The organism is Paenibacillus sp. J31R122 (genome assembly GCF_056269185.1).
This window is the reverse complement of the sequence record NZ_JBWDNM010000005.1, coordinates 375,272-399,791: the sequence shown is the minus strand read 5'-3', so window position 1 is coordinate 399,791 and position 24,520 is coordinate 375,272. Positions and strand designations below refer to the sequence as shown.

Annotated in this window: 19 protein-coding genes; 7 read left to right on the top strand and 12 right to left on the bottom strand. The window is 44.7% G+C overall.

Going from position 1 to position 24,520, the window contains the following annotated elements; all coding sequences use genetic code 11:
* The coding region (locus AC0YN7_RS11485) for a hypothetical protein (RefSeq protein WP_475810121.1) at nucleotides 1–207 on the top strand (207 nt) is incomplete at its 5' end.
* Nucleotides 208–569: 362 nt separating this feature from the next.
* Here AC0YN7_RS11485 and AC0YN7_RS11480 read toward each other — a convergent pair.
* The 4 genes from AC0YN7_RS11480 to cls all read right to left on the bottom strand — a co-directional run bounded on the left by AC0YN7_RS11480 (nucleotide 570) and on the right by cls (nucleotide 5,155).
* Nucleotides 570–1,115 (bottom strand): glutathione peroxidase, encoded by a 546-nt coding sequence (locus tag AC0YN7_RS11480; protein WP_475810120.1) that lies wholly within the window; start codon nucleotides 1,113–1,115, stop codon nucleotides 570–572.
* Between the two features lie 195 nt (nucleotides 1,116–1,310).
* Nucleotides 1,311–1,859 carry a CcdC family protein gene (locus tag AC0YN7_RS11475; protein WP_475810119.1) on the bottom strand — a complete coding sequence of 183 codons (549 nt, stop codon included), beginning with the start codon at nucleotides 1,857–1,859 and terminating at the stop codon, nucleotides 1,311–1,313.
* Nucleotides 1,860–1,885: 26 nt separating this feature from the next.
* Entirely contained in the window at nucleotides 1,886–2,710 is an 825-nt protein-coding gene (locus tag AC0YN7_RS11470; protein ID WP_475810118.1) for a response regulator transcription factor, read from the bottom strand.
* A 969-nt stretch (nucleotides 2,711–3,679) separates the two neighbouring features.
* Nucleotides 3,680–5,155 carry a cardiolipin synthase gene (gene cls / locus AC0YN7_RS11465; protein WP_475810117.1) on the bottom strand — a complete coding sequence of 492 codons (1,476 nt, stop codon included), beginning with the start codon at nucleotides 5,153–5,155 and terminating at the stop codon, nucleotides 3,680–3,682.
* Nucleotides 5,156–5,314: 159 nt separating this feature from the next.
* Between cls and AC0YN7_RS11460 the strand changes: the two genes are divergently transcribed.
* A complete protein-coding gene (locus tag AC0YN7_RS11460; protein WP_475810116.1) occupies nucleotides 5,315–6,631 on the top strand; it encodes a deoxyguanosinetriphosphate triphosphohydrolase family protein in 1,317 nt (438 codons plus the stop codon).
* Between the two features lie 98 nt (nucleotides 6,632–6,729).
* On the opposite strand, the gene AC0YN7_RS11455 is transcribed toward AC0YN7_RS11460, so the two are convergent.
* The gene (locus tag AC0YN7_RS11455; RefSeq protein ID WP_475810115.1) at nucleotides 6,730–7,623 is read right to left on the bottom strand and encodes a M15 family metallopeptidase; all 894 of its coding nucleotides are present in this window, start codon (nucleotides 7,621–7,623) and stop codon (nucleotides 6,730–6,732) included.
* A 211-nt stretch (nucleotides 7,624–7,834) separates the two neighbouring features.
* Here AC0YN7_RS11455 and AC0YN7_RS11450 point away from each other — a divergent pair, with 211 nt between their 5' ends.
* A complete protein-coding gene (locus AC0YN7_RS11450; RefSeq protein WP_475810114.1) occupies nucleotides 7,835–9,697 on the top strand; it encodes an LTA synthase family protein in 1,863 nt (620 codons plus the stop codon).
* An 86-nt stretch (nucleotides 9,698–9,783) separates the two neighbouring features.
* Here AC0YN7_RS11450 and bcp read toward each other — a convergent pair whose 3' ends face one another.
* The 3 genes from bcp to AC0YN7_RS11435 form a co-directional block, all read right to left on the bottom strand.
* Entirely contained in the window at nucleotides 9,784–10,257 is a 474-nt protein-coding gene (gene bcp / locus AC0YN7_RS11445) for a thioredoxin-dependent thiol peroxidase (RefSeq protein WP_475810113.1), read from the bottom strand.
* Nucleotides 10,258–10,306: 49 nt separating this feature from the next.
* Complete coding sequence (locus AC0YN7_RS11440; protein ID WP_475810112.1) at nucleotides 10,307–11,380, bottom strand: asparaginase; 1,074 nt, start codon at nucleotides 11,378–11,380, stop codon at nucleotides 10,307–10,309.
* Between the two features lie 75 nt (nucleotides 11,381–11,455).
* Entirely contained in the window at nucleotides 11,456–12,760 is a 1,305-nt protein-coding gene (locus AC0YN7_RS11435) for an ABC transporter substrate-binding protein (RefSeq protein ID WP_475810111.1), read from the bottom strand.
* A 292-nt stretch (nucleotides 12,761–13,052) separates the two neighbouring features.
* Here AC0YN7_RS11435 and AC0YN7_RS11430 point away from each other — a divergent pair, with 292 nt between their 5' ends.
* The gene (locus AC0YN7_RS11430; protein ID WP_475810110.1) at nucleotides 13,053–13,652 is read left to right on the top strand and encodes a PadR family transcriptional regulator; all 600 of its coding nucleotides are present in this window, start codon (nucleotides 13,053–13,055) and stop codon (nucleotides 13,650–13,652) included.
* Complete coding sequence (locus AC0YN7_RS11425; protein ID WP_475810109.1) at nucleotides 13,652–15,514, top strand: ABC transporter ATP-binding protein; 1,863 nt, start codon at nucleotides 13,652–13,654, stop codon at nucleotides 15,512–15,514. Before AC0YN7_RS11430 ends, AC0YN7_RS11425 begins: the two co-directional genes overlap by 1 nt.
* 90 nt (nucleotides 15,515–15,604) lie before the next feature.
* Here AC0YN7_RS11425 and AC0YN7_RS11420 read toward each other — a convergent pair whose 3' ends face one another.
* Both AC0YN7_RS11420 and AC0YN7_RS11415 read right to left on the bottom strand, forming a co-directional pair.
* Nucleotides 15,605–18,808: an MMPL family transporter gene (locus tag AC0YN7_RS11420; protein WP_475810108.1), complete on the bottom strand. Its 3,204-nt coding sequence runs from the start codon at nucleotides 18,806–18,808 to the stop codon at nucleotides 15,605–15,607.
* A 47-nt stretch (nucleotides 18,809–18,855) separates the two neighbouring features.
* Nucleotides 18,856–19,287 carry a MarR family winged helix-turn-helix transcriptional regulator gene (locus AC0YN7_RS11415; protein WP_475810107.1) on the bottom strand — a complete coding sequence of 144 codons (432 nt, stop codon included), beginning with the start codon at nucleotides 19,285–19,287 and terminating at the stop codon, nucleotides 18,856–18,858.
* Nucleotides 19,288–19,556: 269 nt separating this feature from the next.
* Here AC0YN7_RS11415 and AC0YN7_RS11410 point away from each other — a divergent pair, with 269 nt between their 5' ends.
* Both AC0YN7_RS11410 and AC0YN7_RS11405 read left to right on the top strand, forming a co-directional pair.
* Nucleotides 19,557–20,120, top strand: a complete 564-nt coding sequence (locus AC0YN7_RS11410) for an FAD-dependent oxidoreductase (protein ID WP_475810106.1) — start codon at nucleotides 19,557–19,559, stop codon at nucleotides 20,118–20,120.
* Between the two features lie 230 nt (nucleotides 20,121–20,350).
* The gene (locus AC0YN7_RS11405; RefSeq protein WP_475810105.1) at nucleotides 20,351–22,996 is read left to right on the top strand and encodes an EAL domain-containing protein; all 2,646 of its coding nucleotides are present in this window, start codon (nucleotides 20,351–20,353) and stop codon (nucleotides 22,994–22,996) included.
* Nucleotides 22,997–23,269: 273 nt separating this feature from the next.
* Here the strand turns inward: AC0YN7_RS11405 and AC0YN7_RS11400 are convergent, their stop codons facing one another.
* Complete coding sequence (locus AC0YN7_RS11400; RefSeq protein WP_475810104.1) at nucleotides 23,270–23,713, bottom strand: hypothetical protein; 444 nt, start codon at nucleotides 23,711–23,713, stop codon at nucleotides 23,270–23,272.
* Nucleotides 23,714–23,746: 33 nt separating this feature from the next.
* Nucleotides 23,747–24,187: a hypothetical protein gene (locus tag AC0YN7_RS11395; RefSeq protein WP_475810103.1), complete on the bottom strand. Its 441-nt coding sequence runs from the start codon at nucleotides 24,185–24,187 to the stop codon at nucleotides 23,747–23,749.
* Nucleotides 24,188–24,520: the final 333 nt, after the last annotated feature.

Here is a 24,520-nt window from a genome sequence, read left to right as displayed (position 1 = left end):
GGTGTTGGTGTTGGTGTTGGTGTTGGTGTTGGTGTTGGTGTTGGTGTTGGTGTTGGTGTTGGTGTTGGTGTTGGTGTTGGTGTTGGTGTTGGTGTTGGTGTTGGTGTTGGTCTTGGTCTTGGTCTTGGTCTTGATCCTGATCTTGATCTTGATCTTGGTCTGTTGGTGTCGGGCTCAGTGCTGGCGTGGGAATTGTGCGGGTATTGAGTTAGTGTCGTGATGACGGCGGCACCTGATTCTGTAAAGAGTTAATATCAGTCAACCGAAACCATCACACCTCAAGTACGCCACTTGATACATTTTGTGCGCACTCGTACTATAACAGGATGATAAATTTCATCATTCACCTATAAAAGACAATCGAGCTGCTAAGAGATTTAATTCATCTCGCAGCAGCTCGTCCATCAATTATAACATAACTCCCACCCTCAAATTCGATGCTTACTACTATAAGCCGTCGTAATTCCGCATCAAATGACGATAAATAGTAATAAAATGGGCATTTTGTCGCCCGGAGGCCGCATAAATGCTTTTTCTAAGTGAGGGAGGGAACCATTATTTGGAAGTGACTATAGCAGCTGTTCGATATCGGCAGTCATAGCTAGAGGCTCATCAGTCGATTCAAAGCGTTTTACAACGTTCCCTTCACGATCAATTAGAAATTTAGTGAAATTCCATTTTATTTCATTTCCTTCCAAAAAGTGTGGGATCTTTTCCGTGAGAAAAGCATTCAGCATTTTACCGCTAGCTTCATTTGTGTTAAAGCCATCAAAAGGAGCCTGCTCAGTCAAATAACGAAATAACGGATGAGCCGTCTCGTCACGAACATCGATTTTTGAAAACAAAGGGAATGTTACACCATAGTTAATTTCGCAGAAGCTTTGAACATCAGAATTTGCGCCCGGCTCTTGCTCCCCAAATTGATTACTCGGAAAACCAAGAATTTCTAAGCCTTGATCCTTATATTGTTCATACAGCTTTTGTAAATCGGAATACTGAGGCGTAAACCCACATTTGCTTGCGGTATTAACGACGACTAGTACCTTACCTTTATATTGTTCCAAGCTTACCTGCTCGCCTTTAATTGTTTCTACATCATAAGAATAAATAATCATTAATGATTGCCTCCTCTAGCCGAATTAAATTTAACTAAATTATATTGTACACAATTCATTTTCTAAAAAAATAATATCACGCTGCTAGGATGTTGTCAAACAAAGCTAATTCGCTTAACAATAGACTCCTCTACAAAAAAAAGGCCCTGCCCCCAGTGATTGAAATCAAAGTTGGTTAACGGCCTTTCTTCCTCATTATGATTCTAATTTTTGCAATCTCATATAGTCGCTGACCATAGCCAAACGCCAAGGAATAATCATACCAAAAGCGAGTAAATAAAAAATAGCTCCCGTTTGCGGAATCGTCATGTACTGTTCTACGATACTATGCAGTGATAGCCTAATAAGAAATAAAGTTATCATTATGAAAATAAAAGCCTTGGAGCGTCTTACATAAATCTCTGATTCAATTCGCTCTAAGCTTGTCGTTACGACTAATGGAAATGCGAAGATTAGCATACCCGTTCCAAAAGCCGCTAACCCCCAGCTCCATGGAATATGGGTGATAGGAAAGGCAAACATAATGAAGCCCATCGCCATGCCAAAGGGCGGTATAATAATTTTGCGTAAGGAAGTCGGTTGTTTTCCAGCTCGGATACGAATTATGATAAGTGAAACGCCCGCTAAAAGCGATATAATGATAGATCCAGCTTGAATCATTTGTGTAGATAGCAGCACTAAGCCCTGCCCCCGTTTTCCCGATTTCATCAGCCATTTATTACTAACATCGTACTGCAAAACCATTATAACTGCAAATCCCGATTCATATGCTAGTCTGCCAGCCTATAGCCTGCTCCTCGTACCGTTACAATATATTTAGGAGCAACGGCGCTATCCTTTAATTTTTTACGTAAGCTTTTGATATGCACATCCACTACATTGCTGCCCACGTAAATTTGCAAGCCCCATACGGTATCAAGCAGCGACTCGCGCGACAGTACAGAACCGTCCGATGATATAAAATGAAGAAGCAAATCGTATTCTGTCTTCGTAAGCTCAATGCGCTGTCCGTTTCGATCAACGGTCATCTTCTTCAAATCAATGTAAATATCTTTAAATTGACGAATGTCCTCCGAAGCTGTGCCCCCTATTGGCGCCGGGCGATTACTGAGCATTCGGTTAATACGAACAAGCGCTTCTTCCGGCCTTGCGGGCCAAACGAGCAGCTCAGCAGCTCCCAAAGCAGGTGTTACACATTCTTCATACGATTGCTGGTCGAGCAATACCAACACAGGTACGCCATGCGATTCCGCGGACTCGAGTAGCTCGGCACCCGCCTGAAGTGTATTCCCGCTCAGCGAGTGATTGACTGGAATAGCATCGTATACGAGCAGCTCGGGCTGTAGGCTGCGGAGCATACTTTGGTCAAAGTCATGCAGAGAGAATACATCAAAGCATTCCTCGGATAACGTTACGAGCAAGCTTCGAACGCGCTCAGGCAGCGGACTAATAATCATGACGCGCTGTGTCAATGAACAAAGCACACCGCTCTGCAGAGCATCTACATCTATATTATCGCCATTCAACTCAACGCTCACCTCAGTGGTCAGACTCCATTGCTCCTCAGCCATCACGTTTCTCATTTCGTTGCGCATGATTCGCATACTCCTTCTAGTACGACTTGTGCATGTTCAATCTTATATTTCGTTTCCTTAGCAGCCTTTATTTAAACTGAGTATAAATGCATATAATTTGACGGTCAACTTTCTACCAATTTACTGCTACTATAGTGTCCCTATTGTCCCTATTAATTATAGCTCAGCTTCATAATCAGTGCTTGATGGATAGATGGAGATGATGCACTTGGTTTGACTGTATTTTATCCAATCAACACTTCATCCTAAGCGTTATTATTGAGCTAGACTGTATTTCATCCAACCTAATTGTCCGTTCTGGACGAAAATGGTTCCTGGCGTCTTGTTAGGTTGGATATTTTCCACTCAAATGCTAAGGAAAATGGATTAGGTGGATGTTTGATTGGACAATATCCATTCTAATCTTCATTCATTCCCTTACGGACATAAGATCCATTTTTTGTTGATTTTCATGCATATGAGGATGGTTGCGATGCCCTCTCCCTCTATTTATCCTATAATATCTATCTAATTGATCATTAGCTTAGATATTGAGACTTCAATAATTATAATTTTTTTGTCGAAAACAATAATCTGAATATTTACAAAATTCAAATAAAGGAGTATACTAAGCCTATCTTAACCGAGAGGGGATAGCCCATTGAAGTAGTCAAGCGAAGCATGTCTCATTAAGTCGGGAAGGAGTATCGAATTGTTGGACATGCGGGAAAATCAGCGCAGTACGAAATCGATCCTTTTAAATGAACAGTACTTAATATAAAGAAAGGATTTGTAGCAAATCGAACAGCAATTTGATCAAGGTCAATCGAGAAAGGATCGAAGTCGAAGAGGTTTGCAGCAAATAGAAAGGAAGCAGATGAGACAGTGCAAGAAGCGGATTGGAGCGTTTGAATAAATTGAATAGTCGTAAGCCAAGCACATAAAGGGATTCTGGTTATCATAGATAAGCAGAATCCCTTTTTATGTTGTTTATAAAATTGGACTAAGAAGGCGCGAAATAGATTCTTTAAATCGATTAAATAGGGGACGAGCCTCATATAGCTCAACCGTCAGCAGCTGACAGCTTTCAATATCTTTCTCAAAAATGCGTTGCAGTTTAGCTGCTGTCCACGTATCATATATGAACGCATTGATCTCAAAATTAAGCTTGAAGCTGCGAATATCAAGATTAGCTGTTCCAACCGAAGCAATCTTGCCGTCGATAACAAGTGTTTTCGCATGAAGGAATCCCTTCTCATACAAATAACATTTGACCCCTCCTGCCAGCAATTCGCCTAAATACGAATGAGTGGCCCAATAAACGAAGAAATGATCCGGCTTGCTCGGAAGCATGATCCGAACATCCACTCCAGACATCGCCGCGATTTTCAGCGCCGTCATCAAGCTCTCATCTGGAATGAAGTAGGGCGTTTGCAAGCAAATCGTCTCTTTTGCCGCATAAATCATTTTGATATACGCATCTTTAATTTGCTGGTATTCCGAATCCGGTCCACTAGCTACAAGCTGCATACCAATCGTACCTGTGTCATCCCTAATAACGGGAAAATATTGTTGATTTAGTTCTATTTTACTGGAAGCGGCTAGATTCCAATCCATCAAAAACTGCGCTTGCATTTGAAGTACCGCATTGCCCTGAACTCTCAGATGAGTATCTCTCCACTCGCCAAAGTGCTTATCCAGACCTAAATACTCGATGCCAATATTAAAACCGCCAATGTAGCCGGTCTGACCGTCAATAATAACGAGCTTGCGATGATTGCGATAATTAACTTTCAAATTGAGATAAGGAATTCGCGATGGGAAAAAGGCTGCAGTCTGACCACCCGCTGCTCTTAGCTCACTGAAAAACCGCTTAGTTAAGCTTGAGCTTCCAATATGATCATACAAAAACTTAACCTCTACGCCCTCTGCCGCCTTAGCTGTCAACGCCTTAACCAGTCTCCTGCCGAGCTCATCGTCACGCACGATATAATACACAAGGTGGATATGGTCCTCAGCTGCCTCGATATCCTTTAGCAGCGAATCAAATTTCTGATTGCCATCCGTAAAAATATCGATTGCATTATTGCTTGTATACATCGCATAGCTCGTTTTCAAATTCATATAAATCATGTCTTGATAATGGTGCATATCGCTATCCTTAAATATAATTTCACGTCCAAGGAGCTGACGCTCTTGCATCTCAATCGTATGCTCAATAATCCGCTGGCTTTCTCCCAACAGCTTAGAAAGCTTTCTCTTTTTCATTTTTTGGCCAAGAATCAAATATAACACGAACCCCACAACAGGAATGAAGAAGAGGATCATGATCCAAGCCCATGTCGTACTCGCATTGCGACGCTCTAGAAAAATAATGGTAACCGCCAAAAAAATGTTTAGCAGCATAACAATGATAGTGGCGTTTTGCGCTATGATCGTGTATGCATTATGTATAAAGGTTGACATTCGTTTATAACACCTCAATCATTCTTAAAAGTTAATGCGATCATACTTCAAGCACGCTGTATGTTCAAGCATAGAAAATATGCTACAATTTCAACCATAGGCAGCTTTCGCCTTTCAAGGCGGGCCATGGTCAGTAGAAATGGCACTGGAGGAACTAGTATGGACATAAGAAAGTTACGACTAGATGAGAAAACGCTCGTTACTTATAGTGACGAACGAGATGAATATGAACGTGATTACGCAAGGCTGATTCAATCACCCGCTTTTAGACGGCTGCAAGGAAAATCACAGGTTTTCGGAGCAGGTACAGGTGACTATTATCGAACAAGACTGACCCATTCACTCGAGGTTTCACAAATCGCGCGTGAAGTAGCACGCCGACTAAATAAACAATATGAGTTTTTAGGTCGCAAGGAGCATCCCGGTCTTATACTCGACCCTGCGGTAGTGGAGATTGCCGCTATAGCGCATGACCTCGGGCATCCGCCATTCGGGCATAGAGGCGAGGAAGTGCTTAATCATTTACTAATGAAAGAATACGGAATGCCTTATGAGGGCAACGCTCAAAACTTCCGTATTTTAATGTTTCTGGAGAAGCGAGCTGGAAGCGGCAGCGGACTCGATTTAACAGCAGCCACACTGCTCGCCGTCAATAAGTATCCTTACGGGCTCGATGAACCAGGCAGACTGAAGGGCTTGTATAACACGGAATGGGAAGATATTGCGCAGCTTCGTCATTCTTGGGGCATGCCTGTCGGCTGCTCAACATTAGAAGCTCAGCTCATGGATCTATGTGATGATATTGCCTATTCCACGCATGATATCGAAGACGGCATCCGCGCTGGAAAAATTCAGATGAACCAAACCTTCTTCGAGGACACGCGACTGATTGATCATCTGGTTCAGGAAATTGTCGATGACAAAGGCAATACCGGCATCGGCTGGGATAAGGTTGACATTCCGGCGATGGTAAAACGCGTACTTGTCTCCTATTGGGAGCAGTGGGAGGCTCTTTATGTCAGCTGTGATCGCGAAGCATCGCGCACAAGACGCGAGATGAAGGCGCGCTGGGTGAGCCTCTTTGCCGGTAGGGTAGGCATTATCGATAATACTTCGAGAGGCTGGAAACAGGTTACTTTCGTTCATGATGGAAAGCAAGACATCGATTTACTGCGCACGATGGAAATATTGAAGAAGCTAGCTTGGGTAACGCTCATAAAGGATTTCCGTGTGCAGCGGCTGCAAATGCGCAGCGAAATTATGATTCGCCGTCTGTGGGATAGCTTTAAGGTTCAAGAGTCAGGCAGACTCATTATTCCGCCGGATTGGATAGAAAATTATGAGCTTCACAAAAACAAATGGAGCTGGCCGCGCTTCGTAGCCGATTACATCTCCGGCATGACGGATGCTTACGCAGAGAAGGTATATGCCGAGCTGTACGCAAGCAAATCGGGTTCCATTTATGAAATGGACTAAAGCCAAGCCCGAAGGATCAATAGCCGTTATAACATCAACCAAGGGCCCCTGTTGTTCACAATAGGTGCCCTTTATTGATTACTAGGAGCTAGGCCCTTCTAGTTTGATACTGGAATCGCGTCAAAATACTCTTCAAGCGACTCACCTGTCTTATTCATCTCAGTCGATATTTCAGTTCCGACATATCTAATATGCCACGGCTCATATTGATAGCCGGTAATTTCTTCTTTTCCTTTCGGATATCGGATAATAAATCCATATTCATGCGCATGCTTCTCAAGCCATTCCGCTTCATCCGTACCGCCAAAACAATTCGACGCCGCGCATTTGCCATCACTTCCGGATACGTCAATTGACAAACCCGTTTCATGCTCGCTTGTGCCAGGGTAAGCGCTGTACGTTCTAGCCTTTTCTAAGCCATCTTCCTTTACATAACGCTCGAACAAAGACTTTTGAGTCGCATGAGATCGGTAAGCAGATACACCAGCCAGCTTTATTTGATCTTTGTCAGCAGCGTCAAACATCGTTTTAAGAGCTTCAGCCGCTTCCTTCCGCATCTTACGCTTGTCCAATTTTTCGGAAAATATAAAACGTACATCTGCATATACTAAATCTGTCGGATTATAATCCTCTGGTAATTTATTATGTTTATTAACCAGTACCGCGAGCGATTCCGGCTGTGCAATGACGGCTATATCGTCTTCTGTTTCTGTTGGTTTCTTTGTTTCTGTTGGTTTCTTTGTTGCTCCTGGCTTCGTTGTTTCTGTTGGACTTGACGTTTCCGTTGGTTTCGTCGTATCTGTAGGCTTTACAGGATCATCCTCACCATTGGTCTCGCCCTCAATTACTCCACCTACACCTTCTGTTTCCTCAACCTCAGACTCTTTGGGCGGAATCGTAGCTGATTCGCTTCTTTGCATCACCATGTAACCAATCGTTAAAATAACGCATACCGTAACAAAAAATAATAATCGTCTTCCTTTTTTCTTCATGCTGAACCTCCAAATGATGTAATAAATTTTTTCCCATAATATTGTAAATGACTCTACTTCCCACTATACTTAGAGGTGCCATTTGCCTTTTGACATTGGACTGCAAGCTGGAGCATAATAGATAGAAACTTAGTGTACGAATATATTACTCGAAGCGGGCTGGCTAACTTATTAAGACGGCTTGTTTTTGTTGTGAAAGGTAGGCGTTTAAATGACATTTTTTACTTCAAAAAAAGGGCTGGGCACTCGTCCCATATTATTTTTCTCGCTCATAATGCTTATTAAAAGCTACCTGGCCTGGATGGTTATTTTTGAGAACGGGCCTTCATGGACGACCTTGGTCAAGGAAATTCCCTTCGTACTCATTGTCTATTGTCTCATAGAATGGTTTACGTCAAAACGAAAGCTTACTTTCTATTTGATTGCCAATCTAGTAATGACCTTAATTCTATTCGCTGTCATAATGTATTACAAGTATTACGGTGTTATTGTCACTTATCTAGCTTTAGAACAAGTAAATCAAGTAACAGCCGTCAGCAATAGTGTGTTTTCACTTATGGATCCCTATTTCCTTCTTATATTTATAGACATTATTATAATGGGTTTCTTATTATTTAGAAAGAAGAAGGCTGTTATTTGGAAGCAAGAAAGCTCACGTAAAGAGAGCAAACGACTTGTCCTTGCGCTTTTCACCATTTCGATTGCGCTTTGTCTGTTCAACATTTTGCCAAACCGCGCCAGCATGAATGAGATTGTTAAAGCGGAGCAAATGGGTATTTTAAATTACGAGGCATATACGATTTTCTCTAATAAAAAAGTAGATTATATTGACCCAAATCAAATTACGCAAGACAAAATTAATGCAGCGAAAAAGATTCAACAGCCTGCCGCGCCACAGCTTTGGAAATCGGCAGCTGGCAAAAACGTCATCATTATTCAAATGGAATCATTTCAAAACTTCTTAGTGAACTTGAAAATTGACGGCAAAGAAATTACGCCAAACATCAATAAGCTTGTTAATGAAAACTATTATTTTAAGCATTTCTACCAACAGGTTGGCCAAGGTAATACATCCGATGCCGAATTCGTAGTCAATACATCATTCTACATTCCGGCGCGCGGCGCGGCTACGATGATCTACGCGGATAAAGAGCTTCCTAGCCTACCGAAATTGCTTAAATCTCAAGGTTACGATACAGCGACCTTCCATACGAACGTTGTCGAGTTTTGGAATCGCTCCGAGCTTTACAAAGCGCTTGGTTTTGACCGTTATTATGACAAAGCCTTTTTTGGAGAAGAAGATAATATATTTTTCGGAGCCTCAGATGAGCAGCTCTATAAGAAAACCGCGGAGGAACTTGATCGGATGAATCAAAACGACAAACCGTTTTACTCGCATGTCATTTCTATGACAGCACATCATCCGTTTACGATTCCAGAAGACAAATACCAAATGACACTTCCTGATCGATATGAAAAAACATTTGTCGGCGACTATATCCGTTCACAAAATTACGCGGACTACGCACTAGGCAAGTTCATCGAGGATTTAAAGCAACGCGGCATTTGGGATGATAGCCTGATCTTGCTTTATGGTGATCATCTTGGGCTGCCGATATACTCGCTTGATCGAGACGACAAAGATTTAATGGCTGAAATTTATGGCCGCGAATACAGTTACACGGATATGATTAATATCCCGCTTGTAGTGGCATCACCTGGCATTACAGAACCAAAGGTCTTTGATCAATTGGGCGGCCAAGTTGATGTTCTGCCTACAATCGCCAACATGCTAGGCATTTCTTTGGACGATCATATTCACTTCGGCCAAGATTTGTTTAATCAATCGTATAACGTTCTTCCACAACGATACTATTTGCCTTCCGGCTCATTCTTAAGCAGTAAAGAGCTGTTCATGTCCGGAAGCGGCTATGAGGATGGCAAGCATTACTCATTGGCGGGCGATGGCGTCACAGAGCAAGAAGCTACTGAAGACGAGTATCAGCGCGCACTTGAATTGCTTAATTTGTCTGACAGCTATGTAAGTCAGCTGCCTAGCTGGAAGAAACCATAATTGTAATATAAGAAAGCTCTCCTACAAGCTGATAATTCCGCTTGAGGGAGAGCTTTCTTTCATCTATTCGTTCATATCGCATTAGTTTAGATGCTTTTTACCGCTTCAAGAACTTCCTTCACATGTCCTTCCACAACGACGCTCCGCCATTCCTTGACTAGCTTGCCTTGTTCATCAAGGATAAATGTAGAACGCTGGATACCCATATACTCCTTGTCATTCCAGCGCTGCAGCTTCCATACGCCAAACAGCTCTGATACCTGATGATCGGTATCCGATAATAGTAGAAAGGGCAGCTCATGCTTGGATACAAACTCTTCATGCGAAGCTAAATCATCAGGGCTAATGCCGATTACTTCCGCATTATTGGCACCGAATTCACCGTTGAAGTCACGGAAATCACAGGACTCTGTTGTACAGCCAGGCGTCATATCCTTCGGATAAAAGTAAATGACTAGTTTCTTGCCGGCATAGTCTGTAAGCTGAACCTCTTGGCCGTTTGAGGCTTGAAGCTTAAAATTCGGAATCGTATCTCCTACTTGCAGGTTTGCTTGCTCCATGAACACATTCTCCTTTTTTATATGGAATGATCAATCATTATGCACTCTATTATCGATTATCATGCTGTATGTCGTTGCGTTCATAGTACAGTGAGGTGTCTGTCACAAATTGTTTAACCCGCTCGCTTGAATCAAATATACCATAAGCAAGCATGAGCTTCGTAATGGCCGCTTCGATTGACATATTTTCAATAACAATTGCACCTGCTTCAATGAGTCGCAGCGACGATGAGTATAGCGCGTCCGAACGATCTCTAATCGGGCAAATATAAAAATCAATCCCAAGTGACTGGCAGCGGGATATGAACTGCAGCAAAGAAAACGGTCCTGAGCTAATGGCGCATGCTGTTCCAGAATGATGTAAATCATGCAGTACAGCTTTCGGAGTGTTCGCAGTAAAATCATAATACGAATAATTTAAACCTGGGTACGGTTTGATGTATACAACACTAGAGTCTATAGCCAGTGTCTGAGGTTCCCAATTAAACTGCGCCGCATGCGTCTGCTTAAGCTTACCCAAGCTTGGATTTCGTTTATCCTCATGCCAGACAAATCTTCCGCCTTCCATCATTCCATACGGAACACCATACGGCGTGCCAAACTGATCCGTAAACGATACAGCCTGCGTAATTCGCGTCGCTATGTAAACAAGCGGTGATCCTTGATCGTTTTCATAAACAACAAATACACCCGGCAAAGCGGTATCCACAATAAAGTCGATCGCATTCGTGAAATTGCGGAGACCATTGCTCCGCTCATCCGCAAGCGGGTAATTACTTGCGGTAAATAGGATCGGCACATTAGTGTCCGCAAATAAATAACCAAACATCGCAGTTGTATAGGCTAGCGTATCCGATCCATGCGTGACGACAATACCGTCATATGCGGTCTTATCTGCTTCGTTTATAGCCGTAGCCAACGTACGCCAATCGTCAGGTGTAATATTTTCGCTAAGAAGATTGAGTGGTTGTATCGTATGAAGTGTAACCTCTTCCTTGTACAACGGACTGCTCTTATAGGCGTCTATTAAACCATAGGAACCCTCCTCATCAACATGAATTCCCGCTCCCTGCTTTCTGCTTCCGATCGTACCGCCAGTAAATATGATAAGCAGCTGCTTCACTTGTCTATCTCCTTTCCCCTATGTCAAGAAATCCGAACACTCCATACAAGGTTACCCTTGCTGCTTCAGATCATACTAATCACGCTGTTCCATCCAGAAGCGATCGAATTGTTCAAGCAGCTTCTCAGCTGATTGTTCTCCAATCAAGTACAATCGTCCGTAAACGGTCATCATTTTCAAATAATTGCTGTAATTCGCATAATGTGTCGACGGCTTCACTGCCGTATAGCGGGAAGGGTTATCATTCATCCGGATATAAGGCGCGAATGGTCCGGTCTTATATCTCTCTTCCGTCTTCACATTATTATAAACCGAAATAACTCCCGTCGCCTTAGTAAAAGAGTTGTTATTATCTGCAGACGACAGGAATGCAATCAGCTCCCACGCCTCCTGCGGGTGTTTGGATCCCTCTGCTATTCCCCAGCCGGCGGCACCTACATTATAATGTGCGATATTCTCTGGACCGGTAGGCAAAGGAGCTGTTGCCCATGTACCTTCCTTCCAGTCCTTTTCAATACGTTCTATTGCGTCCGGATCTTGAATCAGCATAGCCGCTCGTCCTTCCGCGAATGCTTTTACATGCTCATTATAGCCCCAGTCTATCGACTCGGGCGGAGATATATCCGTGTAAATATTTCGATATAATTTTAAAGCATTTATTGCAGCCGCATTAGAAAAAATAGTCGTTCCATCCATGCGAAACATCGATTCATGCTGATTAACATAATTCCCGCTGTAATCCTGTATGATTTGTGTGAACATAATGGATGCTCCTGTGCCACCGCGAAAAGCAAAGCCGTATTGGTTCAAATCCAGCTTCGTCAGTTGTTTCCCAACGAAGTAAAGCTGCTCCCACGTTTCCGGCACCTGAAGTGCTTTGGCATCAAACAAATCCTTACGATAAAACAATTGCGCCTGGTATAAACCGTTAGGGATATAGTAGGCGACCTCATTTAAATCCCTGGCCATCATCTTCGCATTACAGGACATAAGCTGATATTCGGGCCAGTCCGCAATATATGGCTCCAAGCTTTTTATCAGCCCTAGAGAGACATAGTCATGTACCGTAATATCACGGACTTCGACAATATCAGCTTCCTCAGCTACCAGCATAGATTTGATCGTTTGATCAGCCGTTTCATATACCGGTGAAATGAGCTCCACTTTTATCTGAGGATGTTTGGATTCAAATTCATTAATGAGCTGTTCAAGCTGCTCCGTACGCTTCTCGCTTGCTAAGCTTTGTACAATTTTAAGGGTCACTGTATCCGTATTTTGTGAATTGTGCGGGGGGCGGTTAGCTGTGCAGCCACTCAACAAAAAAGTTAATATGACCAATGAGAGCGGGTATAGAGCTATGCCCAACTTTCTGAGCTTCATTAAATCACCCCTCAGCTTCAAATAAGGGCTCTAAGCCCATACATTATTTATCGGCTGCACATTGACCATTCAATACAGCTCTTTTTTTGCCACGTTCAGCACCTGAGTGCCATATCTCAGCTGAATGCATATTCGGCTTCCGTAGTTGCGGCATATCGTCTCACTTCCTCAATAGCTCCATTCTACCAAAAGTTTAGGTCGCAATGTATCGTAAAAAACGATTGACGAGAATACGATATATCGTATACTTTTATATTACGATATATCGTATTGATAAAACGAGGTGCAGAATATGTGCGACATACAAGAAAATAGAGCCGCTGATCAGCAGCAGCCAGGCGAAATAACCGAAGCAAATTCGCATCGGGGCTGGGGCAAGCGTTATTTTGGCAGGGGCGGTGTGAAGTTTGCTTTACTGAAGCTGCTCGCCCTTGAACCGATGCACGGCTATCAGATGATGAAGGCGCTGGAGGAGCAGTCCGGAGGACTTTATGTTCCGAGTGCAGGATCCATCTATCCTACTCTTCAGATGTTGGAGGAGCGCGGCTTTGTTTCCATTCAAGAGGAGGAGGGCGGGAAAAAGGTCTATTCGATTACAGAGCAAGGTCTTTCTGCCTTAACCTTATTGCCCGACAAATCGAGACGTGACGGTGAAGAGCATGACCGACATTCTCCTCAGGCAGAATCGTTCCGAAATGAGAAGCTCCGTCAGAAGCTCGGTCTATCGAATGACTCGTTTGACTTTCTATTGCTCATTAAACGTGCCGAGCAAGCTGTTTTAACCAGTAAAGAACGGGCTGAGAAGCTGCAACTACTTCTTCTTGAGCAACAAAATCAGCTAAATATATTTCTGGCTGCTGCTGAGCAGGCAGACGAAGGCGAGTTGAAATAATGGCGATGCATCCATTTCCACAGCCTATGAAAAATCATCATTTCCGTAATACACCAGCCCGTCCTGCGCGCGGCAGTATATGGGCAATGTACAAACGAATGTTTTTCCATGTACGGTCTCAATGGCTTCTGCTTACAGCGGCTTTTATTTGCATCATATCCGTTGCATTGCTGGAATTCATAATTCCGCGGCTTACTCAATTCACCATCGATGACATCATACCGAATAAACAATATCATTCCCTCATTTGGGTTGGCGTCGGCGTCCTCGGCACAGCCTTGCTGCTCGGGCTGTTCAACTTTTTAAGCAGTTTGCTCATGGCGTCTGTTGGCCAACGCGCGGTCTACGATATCAGAAACGATTTGTATAAGCATATCCAGAAGCTTGATATCAGTTTTTTTGACCGCAACCGTACTGGCGACCTCATGTCTCGCTTAACGAGTGACGTGAACATGCTCCAGCAGATGGTCTCCTCTGGTATGATGTCGATCGTAACCGATTGGTTTACCTTTATCGTCGTCGCCTCTTATATGTTCTGGATCAATTGGCAGCTAACGCTAGTTGTACTCATTACCTTTCCGATTATGATTGGCATGACTCACTTTTTTGGAAAAAGAATGCGCGCTGCCTTTAAGAAGGTACAGGAAACAGTTGCCGAGGTTAGTAATCATCTTCAGGATACGTTATCATCCATTCGTTTGATTAAATCCTTCTCCAACGAAGATTATGAGGCGGAGCGATTCTCCACTCGCAGCCATAACAATATGACAGCGAATCTTAAAGCGGTGAAGCTGCGAGCGAGCTTCGAGCCTATTATTGACCTGCTTCTATTTCTCGGTCTGGCCGCCGTTCTCTTGTTCGGAGCCAAGCTCACAATGGATGGCGCTATGACCACAGGAACCATTGTCGCTTTCATTGCTTACTTACGGCTGCTGCAGGCTCCGATTCGCAGGTTTAGTCGAACAATCAATACGATACAGCAATCGGCGGCCGCTTATGAGAGAATCGTTGACATTTTGGGAACTGAGCCTGGGGTGACTGATGCGCCAAACGCTATTACACTCGAGCATGTACAGGGTAACATGCTGTTTCAAGACGTCAGCTTTGCTTATCATAACGGCGTTCCCGTACTGGAGCAGTTCAACTTCGAGATCCACGCAGGCAAAATAACGGCGATTGTCGGATCATCAGGAGCAGGGAAGTCGACGATAACACATCTCATGACCAGGTTCTATGATCCTCAGGAAGGTGTAATTACGATTGACGGCAATCCTTTAACTGGCGTAACGCTCAAATCACTGCATCAGCACATGGGTATCGTCTCTCAAGATATCGTGCTTCTTAACGGAACCATCCGCGAAAATATCGTATACGGCAAGCCGGACGCGACGGATGCCGAGGTTGAGGCGGCTGCGAAAGCGGCAAGCGCACATCCCTTTATTGCCTCGTTTCCCCAAGGCTACGATTCACAAATTGGAGAACGCGGCGTGAAACTGTCTGGCGGTCAGAAGCAGCGTATTTCGATTGCGCGCGCCATTTTGAAAAACCCGCGTCTCATTATTTTGGATGAAGCGACCTCCTCTCTCGACACCGAGTCTGAAAGATCGATTCAGGACGCGCTCACCTATTTACTGAAGGGACGTACCTGCCTCGTCATTGCGCATCGGCTATCTACGATACAGCAGGCTGACTTCATCTATGTGCTCGATAAAGGCAAGATCATCGAACACGGCACGCATGATTCTCTGCTCAGTCAACAAGGGAAGTACAGTCAGCTCTATGAGCTGCAATTCCCTCAGAAGGAAGTTGTCTTAGAGGCTGATGTGGCTCCCAAGCTGGGGCGAAACAAACGAGGACGCTAATTGAGCATTCATACTCTTAATACTGCCATAGGAACAAAAAAAGGGGTTGCCCACGGTTAGAGACCTGAGCAACCCTTTTCTGAATATTTATTAGATCGTCGTATCATGCGAAACCTGGCGGCCTCGGCTAGACTTTGTATGATCGGATAACCCCTCGGGCTCCGCTGTCTGCTTGCGTCCCATGAACGGCCACCAGTTGGCAGGACCGAACATACGCACCATAACCGGAATAAACAGCGGAAGCATAAGCAGCGCGTATATGAATAGTCCGCATAACACAATCGTCGCGATTTGCAAGAGTGACATTACTCCTGACGGCAGCATGGCAGCGAATGTACCGCCTAGAATAACAGCAGCCGACATAATGACCGTGCCCATATTTTTCATGGCATCCAGAATAGCTTGCTGCGGCGATAAATGACGGTATTCCTTGAAACGATCCATCAAGAAGATACTATAGTCGATGCCGAGCGCCACCAGCATAACAAATCCGAAGAACGGCACTGCCCAGCTAATGCCCGACTGTCCGAGCAATCGTACAAATATAACCTCCGCAATCGCCATCGAAGTATAAAACGTCACGAGCAGCGAAGCAATCAAATAAATCGGCATTACGATCGAACGGAATAAAATAATAAGAATAATCGAAATGCCGATCAGCATCAGCACAACTGTACGCGAATAATCTGCTGATGAAATATTTTTGAGATCATTGTTCATACTCGTCACCCCGCCAATGGCCACTTGAGCATCGTTATAATCCGTACCTTGAACCGCGCGTTGCACGGCTGATTCAAGACCATCAATTTCATCCATTGTCTCAAGCGCATATGGATTAGTACTGAATACAACGTCAAACTTCGCAGTCTGGCGATCCTCCGACATGTAGACGTTCAGAGCAGCTTGGAATTCCTCATTCGCAATTGCTTCCTCTGGAATGTACCAGCCTGTCATTTGTTTGTTCGGTGAACCCGCAAGTCCATTTAAGTAGCCTCCAGCAGAAGCTAATCCGCTTGTCACCTGCGTAAGCCCATCTACACTTTGGTCTAAACCGCTTGTAAGCTCGCCAAGCTGATCATTTAATGCGGCAAAGCCTGCTTGCAGCTCTTGTTGTCCATTAGACAGCTCCGTGAAGCCCTGCGTAACACCTGGTAGCTTGGATACGATTTGGCCTTGACCTGCCGCCGCTTCAGCAATTCCCTTTTGCAGCTCAGCGAGACCTGCAGCAAGCTTACCCAAACCATCCGCAAGCGCCTTTTGACCGCCTGATGCTTGCGCATAACCGTCATTTGCCTGCTGCATGCCCGTAGAAATGCCGCCGAGCTGCTCATTCATCTGTGTTAATTGTCCGCCGATGCCAGCCGCACCCTGCTGCAGCGCAGCTAGCGTGCTTAGTGCTTGCTGGAACTTTTCATCACCCTTCAGATCAGGGTAGCTATCCTGCAAGCCGCCCAGCTCTTGCTTCACGCCATTCAGACCATCAGCAAGCTTAGTCTGCTCTGTCGCTATCGCACGATAAGCGCCAGTCAATTGACCAAGCCCGCCTCCCAGCTGCTCATAGCTGGCAAGCAGCTCGCGACTCGCCGCTTCTAGCTGCTCCGCGCTCGCTTGCGCTTGCTTCAGACCGGCGCTTAGCTCCTTAGCTCCGGTTGAGCCTTCTACCAAGCCCAGCTGAATTTGCTTCAGGCCATTGCCAAGCTGTACGATACCTGACTTCAGCTCATTTGTACCATCTACGAGCTTGCCTGCGCCCTCTACAGCCTCATTCAGCTTCGGTCCGTTCTCATTCAGAGCGCTGCTGGCTTCGGATAGACCACTGCTGATTTTCCCGAGTCCACTGCCGCTTTGTCCTAGTCCATCTTCAAGCGTGACCACTTGATCGGATACGAGGAATTGCTCCATTATTTCACCGGTAGGACGCGTTGCGCTCCGAACGAGCTTGACGCCATTCGTCTTCGCCAGTTCACGGCTTACTTGCTCCATCGCCGCAAGGCCCTCCGGCGTATCAAACGGTTTATCCGCTTTGACAATGACTGTTGTGGGCAACGAGTCGCCAGGTCCGAAGCTTTCGGAAATAATATTGAACGCTTTAACGGAATCATATTTGTCCCCGATCTCATCCAAGGAGTTGAAGGACATGTTTCCTTTGTATGACAATAGGAAAGGAACGATAATAACTGCCAAAATAAGCAGCGCCCACAACGGACGTTTCAGTGAAAACTTACCGACCGATCCCCATAGCTTGCTCTGCTTATGCTCGAGCGAGCCTTTCGAGGGCCAGAACAGCTTCGGACCGAGCACCGCCATGAAAAAAGGCACAACGGTAAACAAGGCGATTAGTAGTACGGCTACACCGACAGCAACCGCGACTGCTGAGCGGTAGAGGACAAAGGTAGAGAAGCCAATGGCAGCGAAGCCTACAAGCACCGCAAGTCCAGAGAACAGCACTGTCCTGCCCGCCGTGCGGTAAGTATGAAGGATCGCCTCTGTCTTGTCGCCGCGATGCGCGAGCTCCTCCTTAAATCGACTGATAAGCAGTATGCAATAATCTGTCCCGATACCGAAGAGCACCGCGACAAGAAAGATTTGCGTAAAGTTCGAGAGCGGAAAATCCATATATTCGACTAAGTAGGCCACGATCGACTGCGTTACTAAGTACGTAAAACCAACCGCCAATAGCGGTACAATCGGAGCCACCGCCGAACGGAACACTAAAAATAATATGATCAAAATAAATCCGAGTGTAATGAACTCTGTTTTCTTAAGCCCTTCTTGCGAGCTTTGCACAACATCCTCGGAAATAAGCCAATTGCCAGTGAAATAGTGCTCCACCTTCACATCCGAGATCGCTTCATATAAGCCGTCGCGCAGCTCAGACAGCTCTTTATCGCCAGCCTCCACATTTACCAGCGTAAGCACCGTGCTGCCATCCTCAGACAGCATTTGTGCCTTTAATTGCTCCACATCAAAATGACTGGTGACAGAGAGTACGCCTATGCTCTCCCCCGCACTCTTAAGCTTATCAACGCCGACCTTCACATCGGCAAGATCTGCTTCGGATAAGCCGCCGTCTTTGTGAAATACGAGAACGGTAGCCATCCCGCTAGCTCCATTATCCCCACCGATAGCTTGCTCCAAATCACTGGCTATCGTCGATGAGTAGCCTTCCGGTACCATAACCTGCCCTTTCGTTCGAACAAGCTCTTCCATATTCGGCGCGCTAAGCATCAACCCTACCGCCGCGACCAGCCACAGTGCCAGCACCAGCCATCTAAGCTTTAAAATGGTTCTCATCTCTTGTCTCCTTCTCATTAGACTTTGCTTTGTTAGCAGGGTTTAACTTACGAATTCATCATTTCCTTCGCGAGCTTTTCAAACGTGTTAATAAATGCGGCAGCTTCCTGTTCATCAAAATGCTTCATATATTTCGAAAGCAGCTGTTGAATCTTCTCCTCCATCATGTCGCATATTTGAACGCCCTCCTCGGTTAAAGCCAAATAAATGACTCTCCGGTCTTTCTCATCCGGCAGTCTTTTAATTAGATTTTTATCCGACAAACGCGTAATAATAGCAGTTATGGAGCTTTTCCCTACACAAAAAATATCCGCCAGCTCAGAAGATGTGCTCATATTCTGTGCTCGCAAGTAACGAAGCGTCGCAAATTGATCAATTGTCAGCTCTCCCGGCATAATCTCGCGGAACATGGCATTCACCCTGCGGTTAACGACGAAATTAGCCGCTTCGTAACGATCAATGATTTCCTTTAAGTCCATCCTGTTGTCCTCCCTATTGCACGATTCCAGAAATGCTCTTGCAGTTGTTGTACATCTTGTTGTTCGTTCTGATTGCCCCTCAAATGGTTGTACTATCGAATAGTTCGACAATAAAACTATATCAAACAGATGTTTCCAAATCAACATTTTAAATATGAATTTACCGTGAACAAATTATGGAAAATATTCAGACAAACCATTTGCTTTTTCACACTCCGAATTAATATACTAATCAAGTAAATACATAAATATTACTGGAGGTATGTTGCATGTATGACATCGCTATTATTGGTGCAGGCCCCGCAGGTGCAAGTGCTGCTATTTTCACTGCCAAAGCTGGAAAGAAAACGCTCGTCTTTGAAAATAACAAAGGAATGACAAAGCGTGCTTGGTTCGAGAACTACTATGGCATTTCAGAAATCAACGGTCCTGACCTCGTCGATACGGGCAAAAAGCAGGCTGAGAAATTCGGTGCTGAAATCAAAGAAGAATCCGTACAAAACATTACAGCCATTGACGGCGGCCTTCAGGTGGATACGGATGCTGGCAGCTACACGGCGAAGCATGTTCTCATCGCGACAGGTGCTCTGACCGATCTCGCAGAGCATGTCGGAGTGACAACTAAGCCAGGCACAGAACCTCGAATCAAAACCATTATCGATGTTGATGCAAGCGGCAAAACGAACATATCTGGCATTTGGGCGGCAGGAACTGCTGCAGGCGTAAGCGTGCATGCTGTTATTACTGCAGGCGATGGCGCAAAGGCTGCTATTAACATCATTAGTGAGCTTAACGGCGAGCGTTATGTGGATCACGATATGTTTAAGGGATAACAAACTATAGCCCCGCTGAATCCGCTTATGGCGTATTGGAACGACATACCTCTCATATGACACAAAGGCCCGTATCCAGACGATTAGCTGGTACGGGCCTCTTTCTGCCTATATAGGAAGAGAAAGAAGGATTTTAGAATATTTTGTCGAATATCTCGAATGTCTACGGAAAAATATCCCTTCTAAAATGAACTTTTTCGAACCATTTCCATATACTCGGGAGGACTTTCGTGAGCAGCCAACTGATTCAGTCTTATAAGAAACAACTCACTCTTGTTCTCTCTTTCGCCAGCTTCATGTTATTAGCAATCTTCGCTGATATTAATCATTTCGGTTTCCTTTATGGGATTACGTTTTCCCTTTCAAGCCTGTTTATCCTAATTATTATCCGTTTGTACGGATTATGGCCCGGCCTGCTAGCGGCTGCAGTCGCCTACTCCATTGGTATTTCGCTCCATGAGCAGCCTTTGATCCATGTTATCGGCTTTCTGGAAGCCGTCACGGTCGGTCTTCTCATGAGAAGATACCGTAATCGACTGTTCGGCAACGATGTATTTTTTTGGATCTTGGTTGGGATTCCGTTGATTTATTTGACCTGCTATAGGCAGTATCCGTCCGGATCTAACGACTTATTGCTCATAGCAAGTATCGTAGCGGTAAGCGGCATGTTCAACGCGTTGATCGCCGAAGTTATTCATTCATATGTCCCTCTGCGCAAATGGGGCGGCTTCTCCGCTGATGATCACCGTCCTTATTCTTTCAGCAGGCTGCTGTTTCATTTTTCGATCGGCATTGTGTTTGTATCATTTTTACTAAATATCTATATGAACAGCTTAAGCTCATTCAAGGAAGTAAGCATTAGCGCAAAGCGGATGTCTATTAATGAGGTAAACCGACTATCTTACAGCTTAAATGAATGGTCTTTGCAGAATGCTCATCCGTCATTAGAGGATCAAGTGAAATTCATCCAAACTTATATTGATTCCGGCTCTCCAAAGCTCACTATTACCATAACCAATCATACGCGCCAAGTCGTCGCTTCAAGCAATCGGAATGGAATAGGCCAAACATTAAACATAACGGAGAACAATAATATAACCCGCCTAAGCTCCAACATGTATTTGAACATACCTAATCCGAAAACCAATTCAAGGTATTTTCATACTTGGCATGACGGTTACTTTGTATATTCGGATGTCACAAATTACGGCAAATGGAACGTCTTTGTAGATATGCCAATCAAGGACTTTCAAAATTACCTATTTTCCAAATACTTCACTCACTTTGCCTATCTAGTCGCTTTAGCCGTGTTCACAGCTTTTCTTTCTTATTTAATAAACCGCAAGCTTGTACAAAGCCTGACTAGATTAACTGCTTCAACTACGGATTTACCGCGTAAGCTGCAGCAAATGGACAATGTGATATGGCCTGAGAGCAGTATTATGGAGATTCATTTACTCATTTCTAATTTCAAGCATATGTCCACCAACCTGCTTCATCTATTTCATGAAACACAAACCAATAGAGAACGGCTGGAAACGCAGACTTACTTGCTGCAGCAGTCTGAGGTGCGACTTCACCAGCTTGCTTATTACGATATGCTGACCGGACTGCCGAACAGGCTGCAGTTTAACAATCATTTTCAAGACATGATCGCGTTGTATTCAGGTTCGAACCAGCCGATTGCTGTTATGTTCGCGGATATCAATCGATTTAAGCAAATTAACGATACACTCGGACACTCGGTTGGGGATGTTCTTCTGCAAAAAGCGGCTGAACGTTTCGAGACTGCTACCCAAGATAACTGCACGGTGTTCCGTCTGGGCGGCGACGAGTTTGTGTTTGTAGGCCGATTTGAAGATGAAGCAGCTATGAGAAGCACTGCTGAGTCTATCTGTCATTCTTTTGATGCTCCTTTAACCATTGACGGGAATGTGCTTTTCCTAACCGTTAGTGTAGGAATTAGTGTGTTTCCTCAAGACGGAAGCGACCTAGATTCGATTGTCCGAAATGCGGATATCGCCATGTACAGCGCTAAAGAGCAGGGAGACGGCTGCTACCGGTTTTTCAAGCCTAACTTGATAACAGCTTTGACAGAAAAAATGCAATTAGAAAATGGCTTGTATCATGCGCTGCTGGAACATCAATTTTCACTGAACTATCAGCCGAAAATAAACGCAGCAACTGGAGAGCTCTGCGGCATCGAAGCACTGATTCGGTGGAAGCATCCTGAGCTTGGCATGATACCTCCTGATCGATTCATTCCGCTCGCTGAGCAATCTGGATTTATATTCGAAATTGATAGCTGGGTGTTCCGTGAAGCTTGCAGACAGAACAAAGCTTGGCAGGATGCTGGTTTGCAGAAAATAAGCGTTTCGGTCAACATTTCAGGAAAACATTTTGACCAGGGCAATTTAATTGAAATGATTGTGAATGTGTTGGAGGAAACGGGATTAGAAGCGCAATATGTCAGTCTTGAATTAACGGAAAGCGTGTTTATGCAAAATATGGAGCAGGTCATCGAGCGGATCATACATTTGCGCAAGCTTGGCATTCATATTTCAATCGACGATTTCGGCACGGGCTATTCCTCACTGAACCAACTACGGCGATTGCCTATTTCGGATGTTAAGCTTGATCGCTCCTTCATCTCCGATATCGCAAACGATGAGAAGAAGTCTTCTATTGTAAAAGCGATTATCGAGCTGGTGCACAGCATGAATATGAAGGTCGTTGCCGAAGGAGTGGAGACGCAAGCGGAATCGCAGCTTTGCACCGATCTGCAATGTGATGAGCTCCAAGGCTATTTGTTCAGTAAGCCACTTCCTCCTGAGCAGTTTGAGCTTATGCTGAGAGAACAAGGGAACACCGCTTAGCAGACTTATCTATGGACTCAGTTCAAAGGAAAATCTGCATCTGCTTCAAGCAAATAATGCTTATAACTAAAAAAATAATTCTACTAAAAATAATACTTAAACTAAATGATCCTTCTATTGAATGATACTTCTATTAAATGATAATTCTAACCAAGAAATACTTCTAACTAAGAAATACTTCTAACTAAGAAATACTTCTAACTAAGAAATACTTCTAACTAAGAAAAGCGGCCATATGGCCGCTTTTTTTGCTGTATTATAACCTGCTCATCTTCAAGCTATAGGAGCAGCCACTTCTGAGCTCGCTACAGCGTCATCCCCAGTGGTTGCCGTATCAGCTGTGCAATCGCCTCGCTCACCTTTTCCAGCCCTGCCTCCGCCCAATGCCGACAGCTCACCGTTTACATGCTTAGCAGCACGTTCAGCAGCTTCTGCAAGCTTCGTATCAAGCTGCTCTTTCGTTATTTTACCTGCAGCCAGCTGCTCCTCAAGCTTTTCCTTACTCGCACTTATCAGTGCATCAATAACTGTCTGAACGTTTACCCCCTTCTCGGCAGCTAACGCCGCAAGCGTCTTGCCTTCCTTAATTGCTGCTTGCAGCTCATCAGAAGTTACTCCTAGAGATTTGGCAACCGCCTCACTATTGATACCCTTACCTTCACCGCCAAAGCCTCTAGGAGCACCATGCTTGCCCAGCCCAAAGCCTTTGGAATGCATTTTCTCAGCCGCAGCAGCGGTGTCCACTTTGATCTAAGGATCAGATTTATCACCCTGCTTGCTGGCATCTTTCGTTGCTGATTTCAGAGCCTCGGCTTGCGCTGCATCGAGCCATTCCACTAGCTTGGCTTTTAGCTCGGCTCTCGTTTTACCTTGCTCGACCGCTAGCTCTGCTAGCGTCAAAGTCTCTAGATTAGTCTTAATCGCTGCCTCGTCAAGTGCTAAGTACTGCTGTAATTGCTCAGTGATTTGTGTCAGACCCCGGCCCTTAGCATGTTCAAATCCTTCGCGTTTGCCTCCTCGCCCCTTACTTGCCTGTCCTTCAGCGTTTTGCGCGGCTTGACTTTGCTTCAGTGTACTGCTGCCGCCATCTACCGACGCCGCATTAGCTAATTGACTGGTCCAGAGGCCAGCGCCTCCTATTGTAAGTGCCAATGCGATAGCGCCAGCTGTAATAGCTTTCGATTTAATCATGTTACCTTCCACCTCTCGAATAGAGTTTGTTGTTACAAGCTCCATTCTAGCCACGGCTCCTTAATTTCCCTTTAATGCCAGCTGAAAGTTAGCTGAGCGTCCTCTACCTTCGCCCACCTAATTCGACCTAAATGAATACAAAGCTACGATTCGGCTTCAACGAGATTGAAATTGTCCCATCAGTAAAGTAGATTATCCTAACACAGCCATAAGCTCGAAAATCACGCTTACAGACTCAAATTAATCAAAAAAAAGAGGTTTTAAGCCTTCAAACGATGCTTACAGCCTCCTCAATAACCATATACTTGGCAATTATCGTGCTGTAAGCCCGGA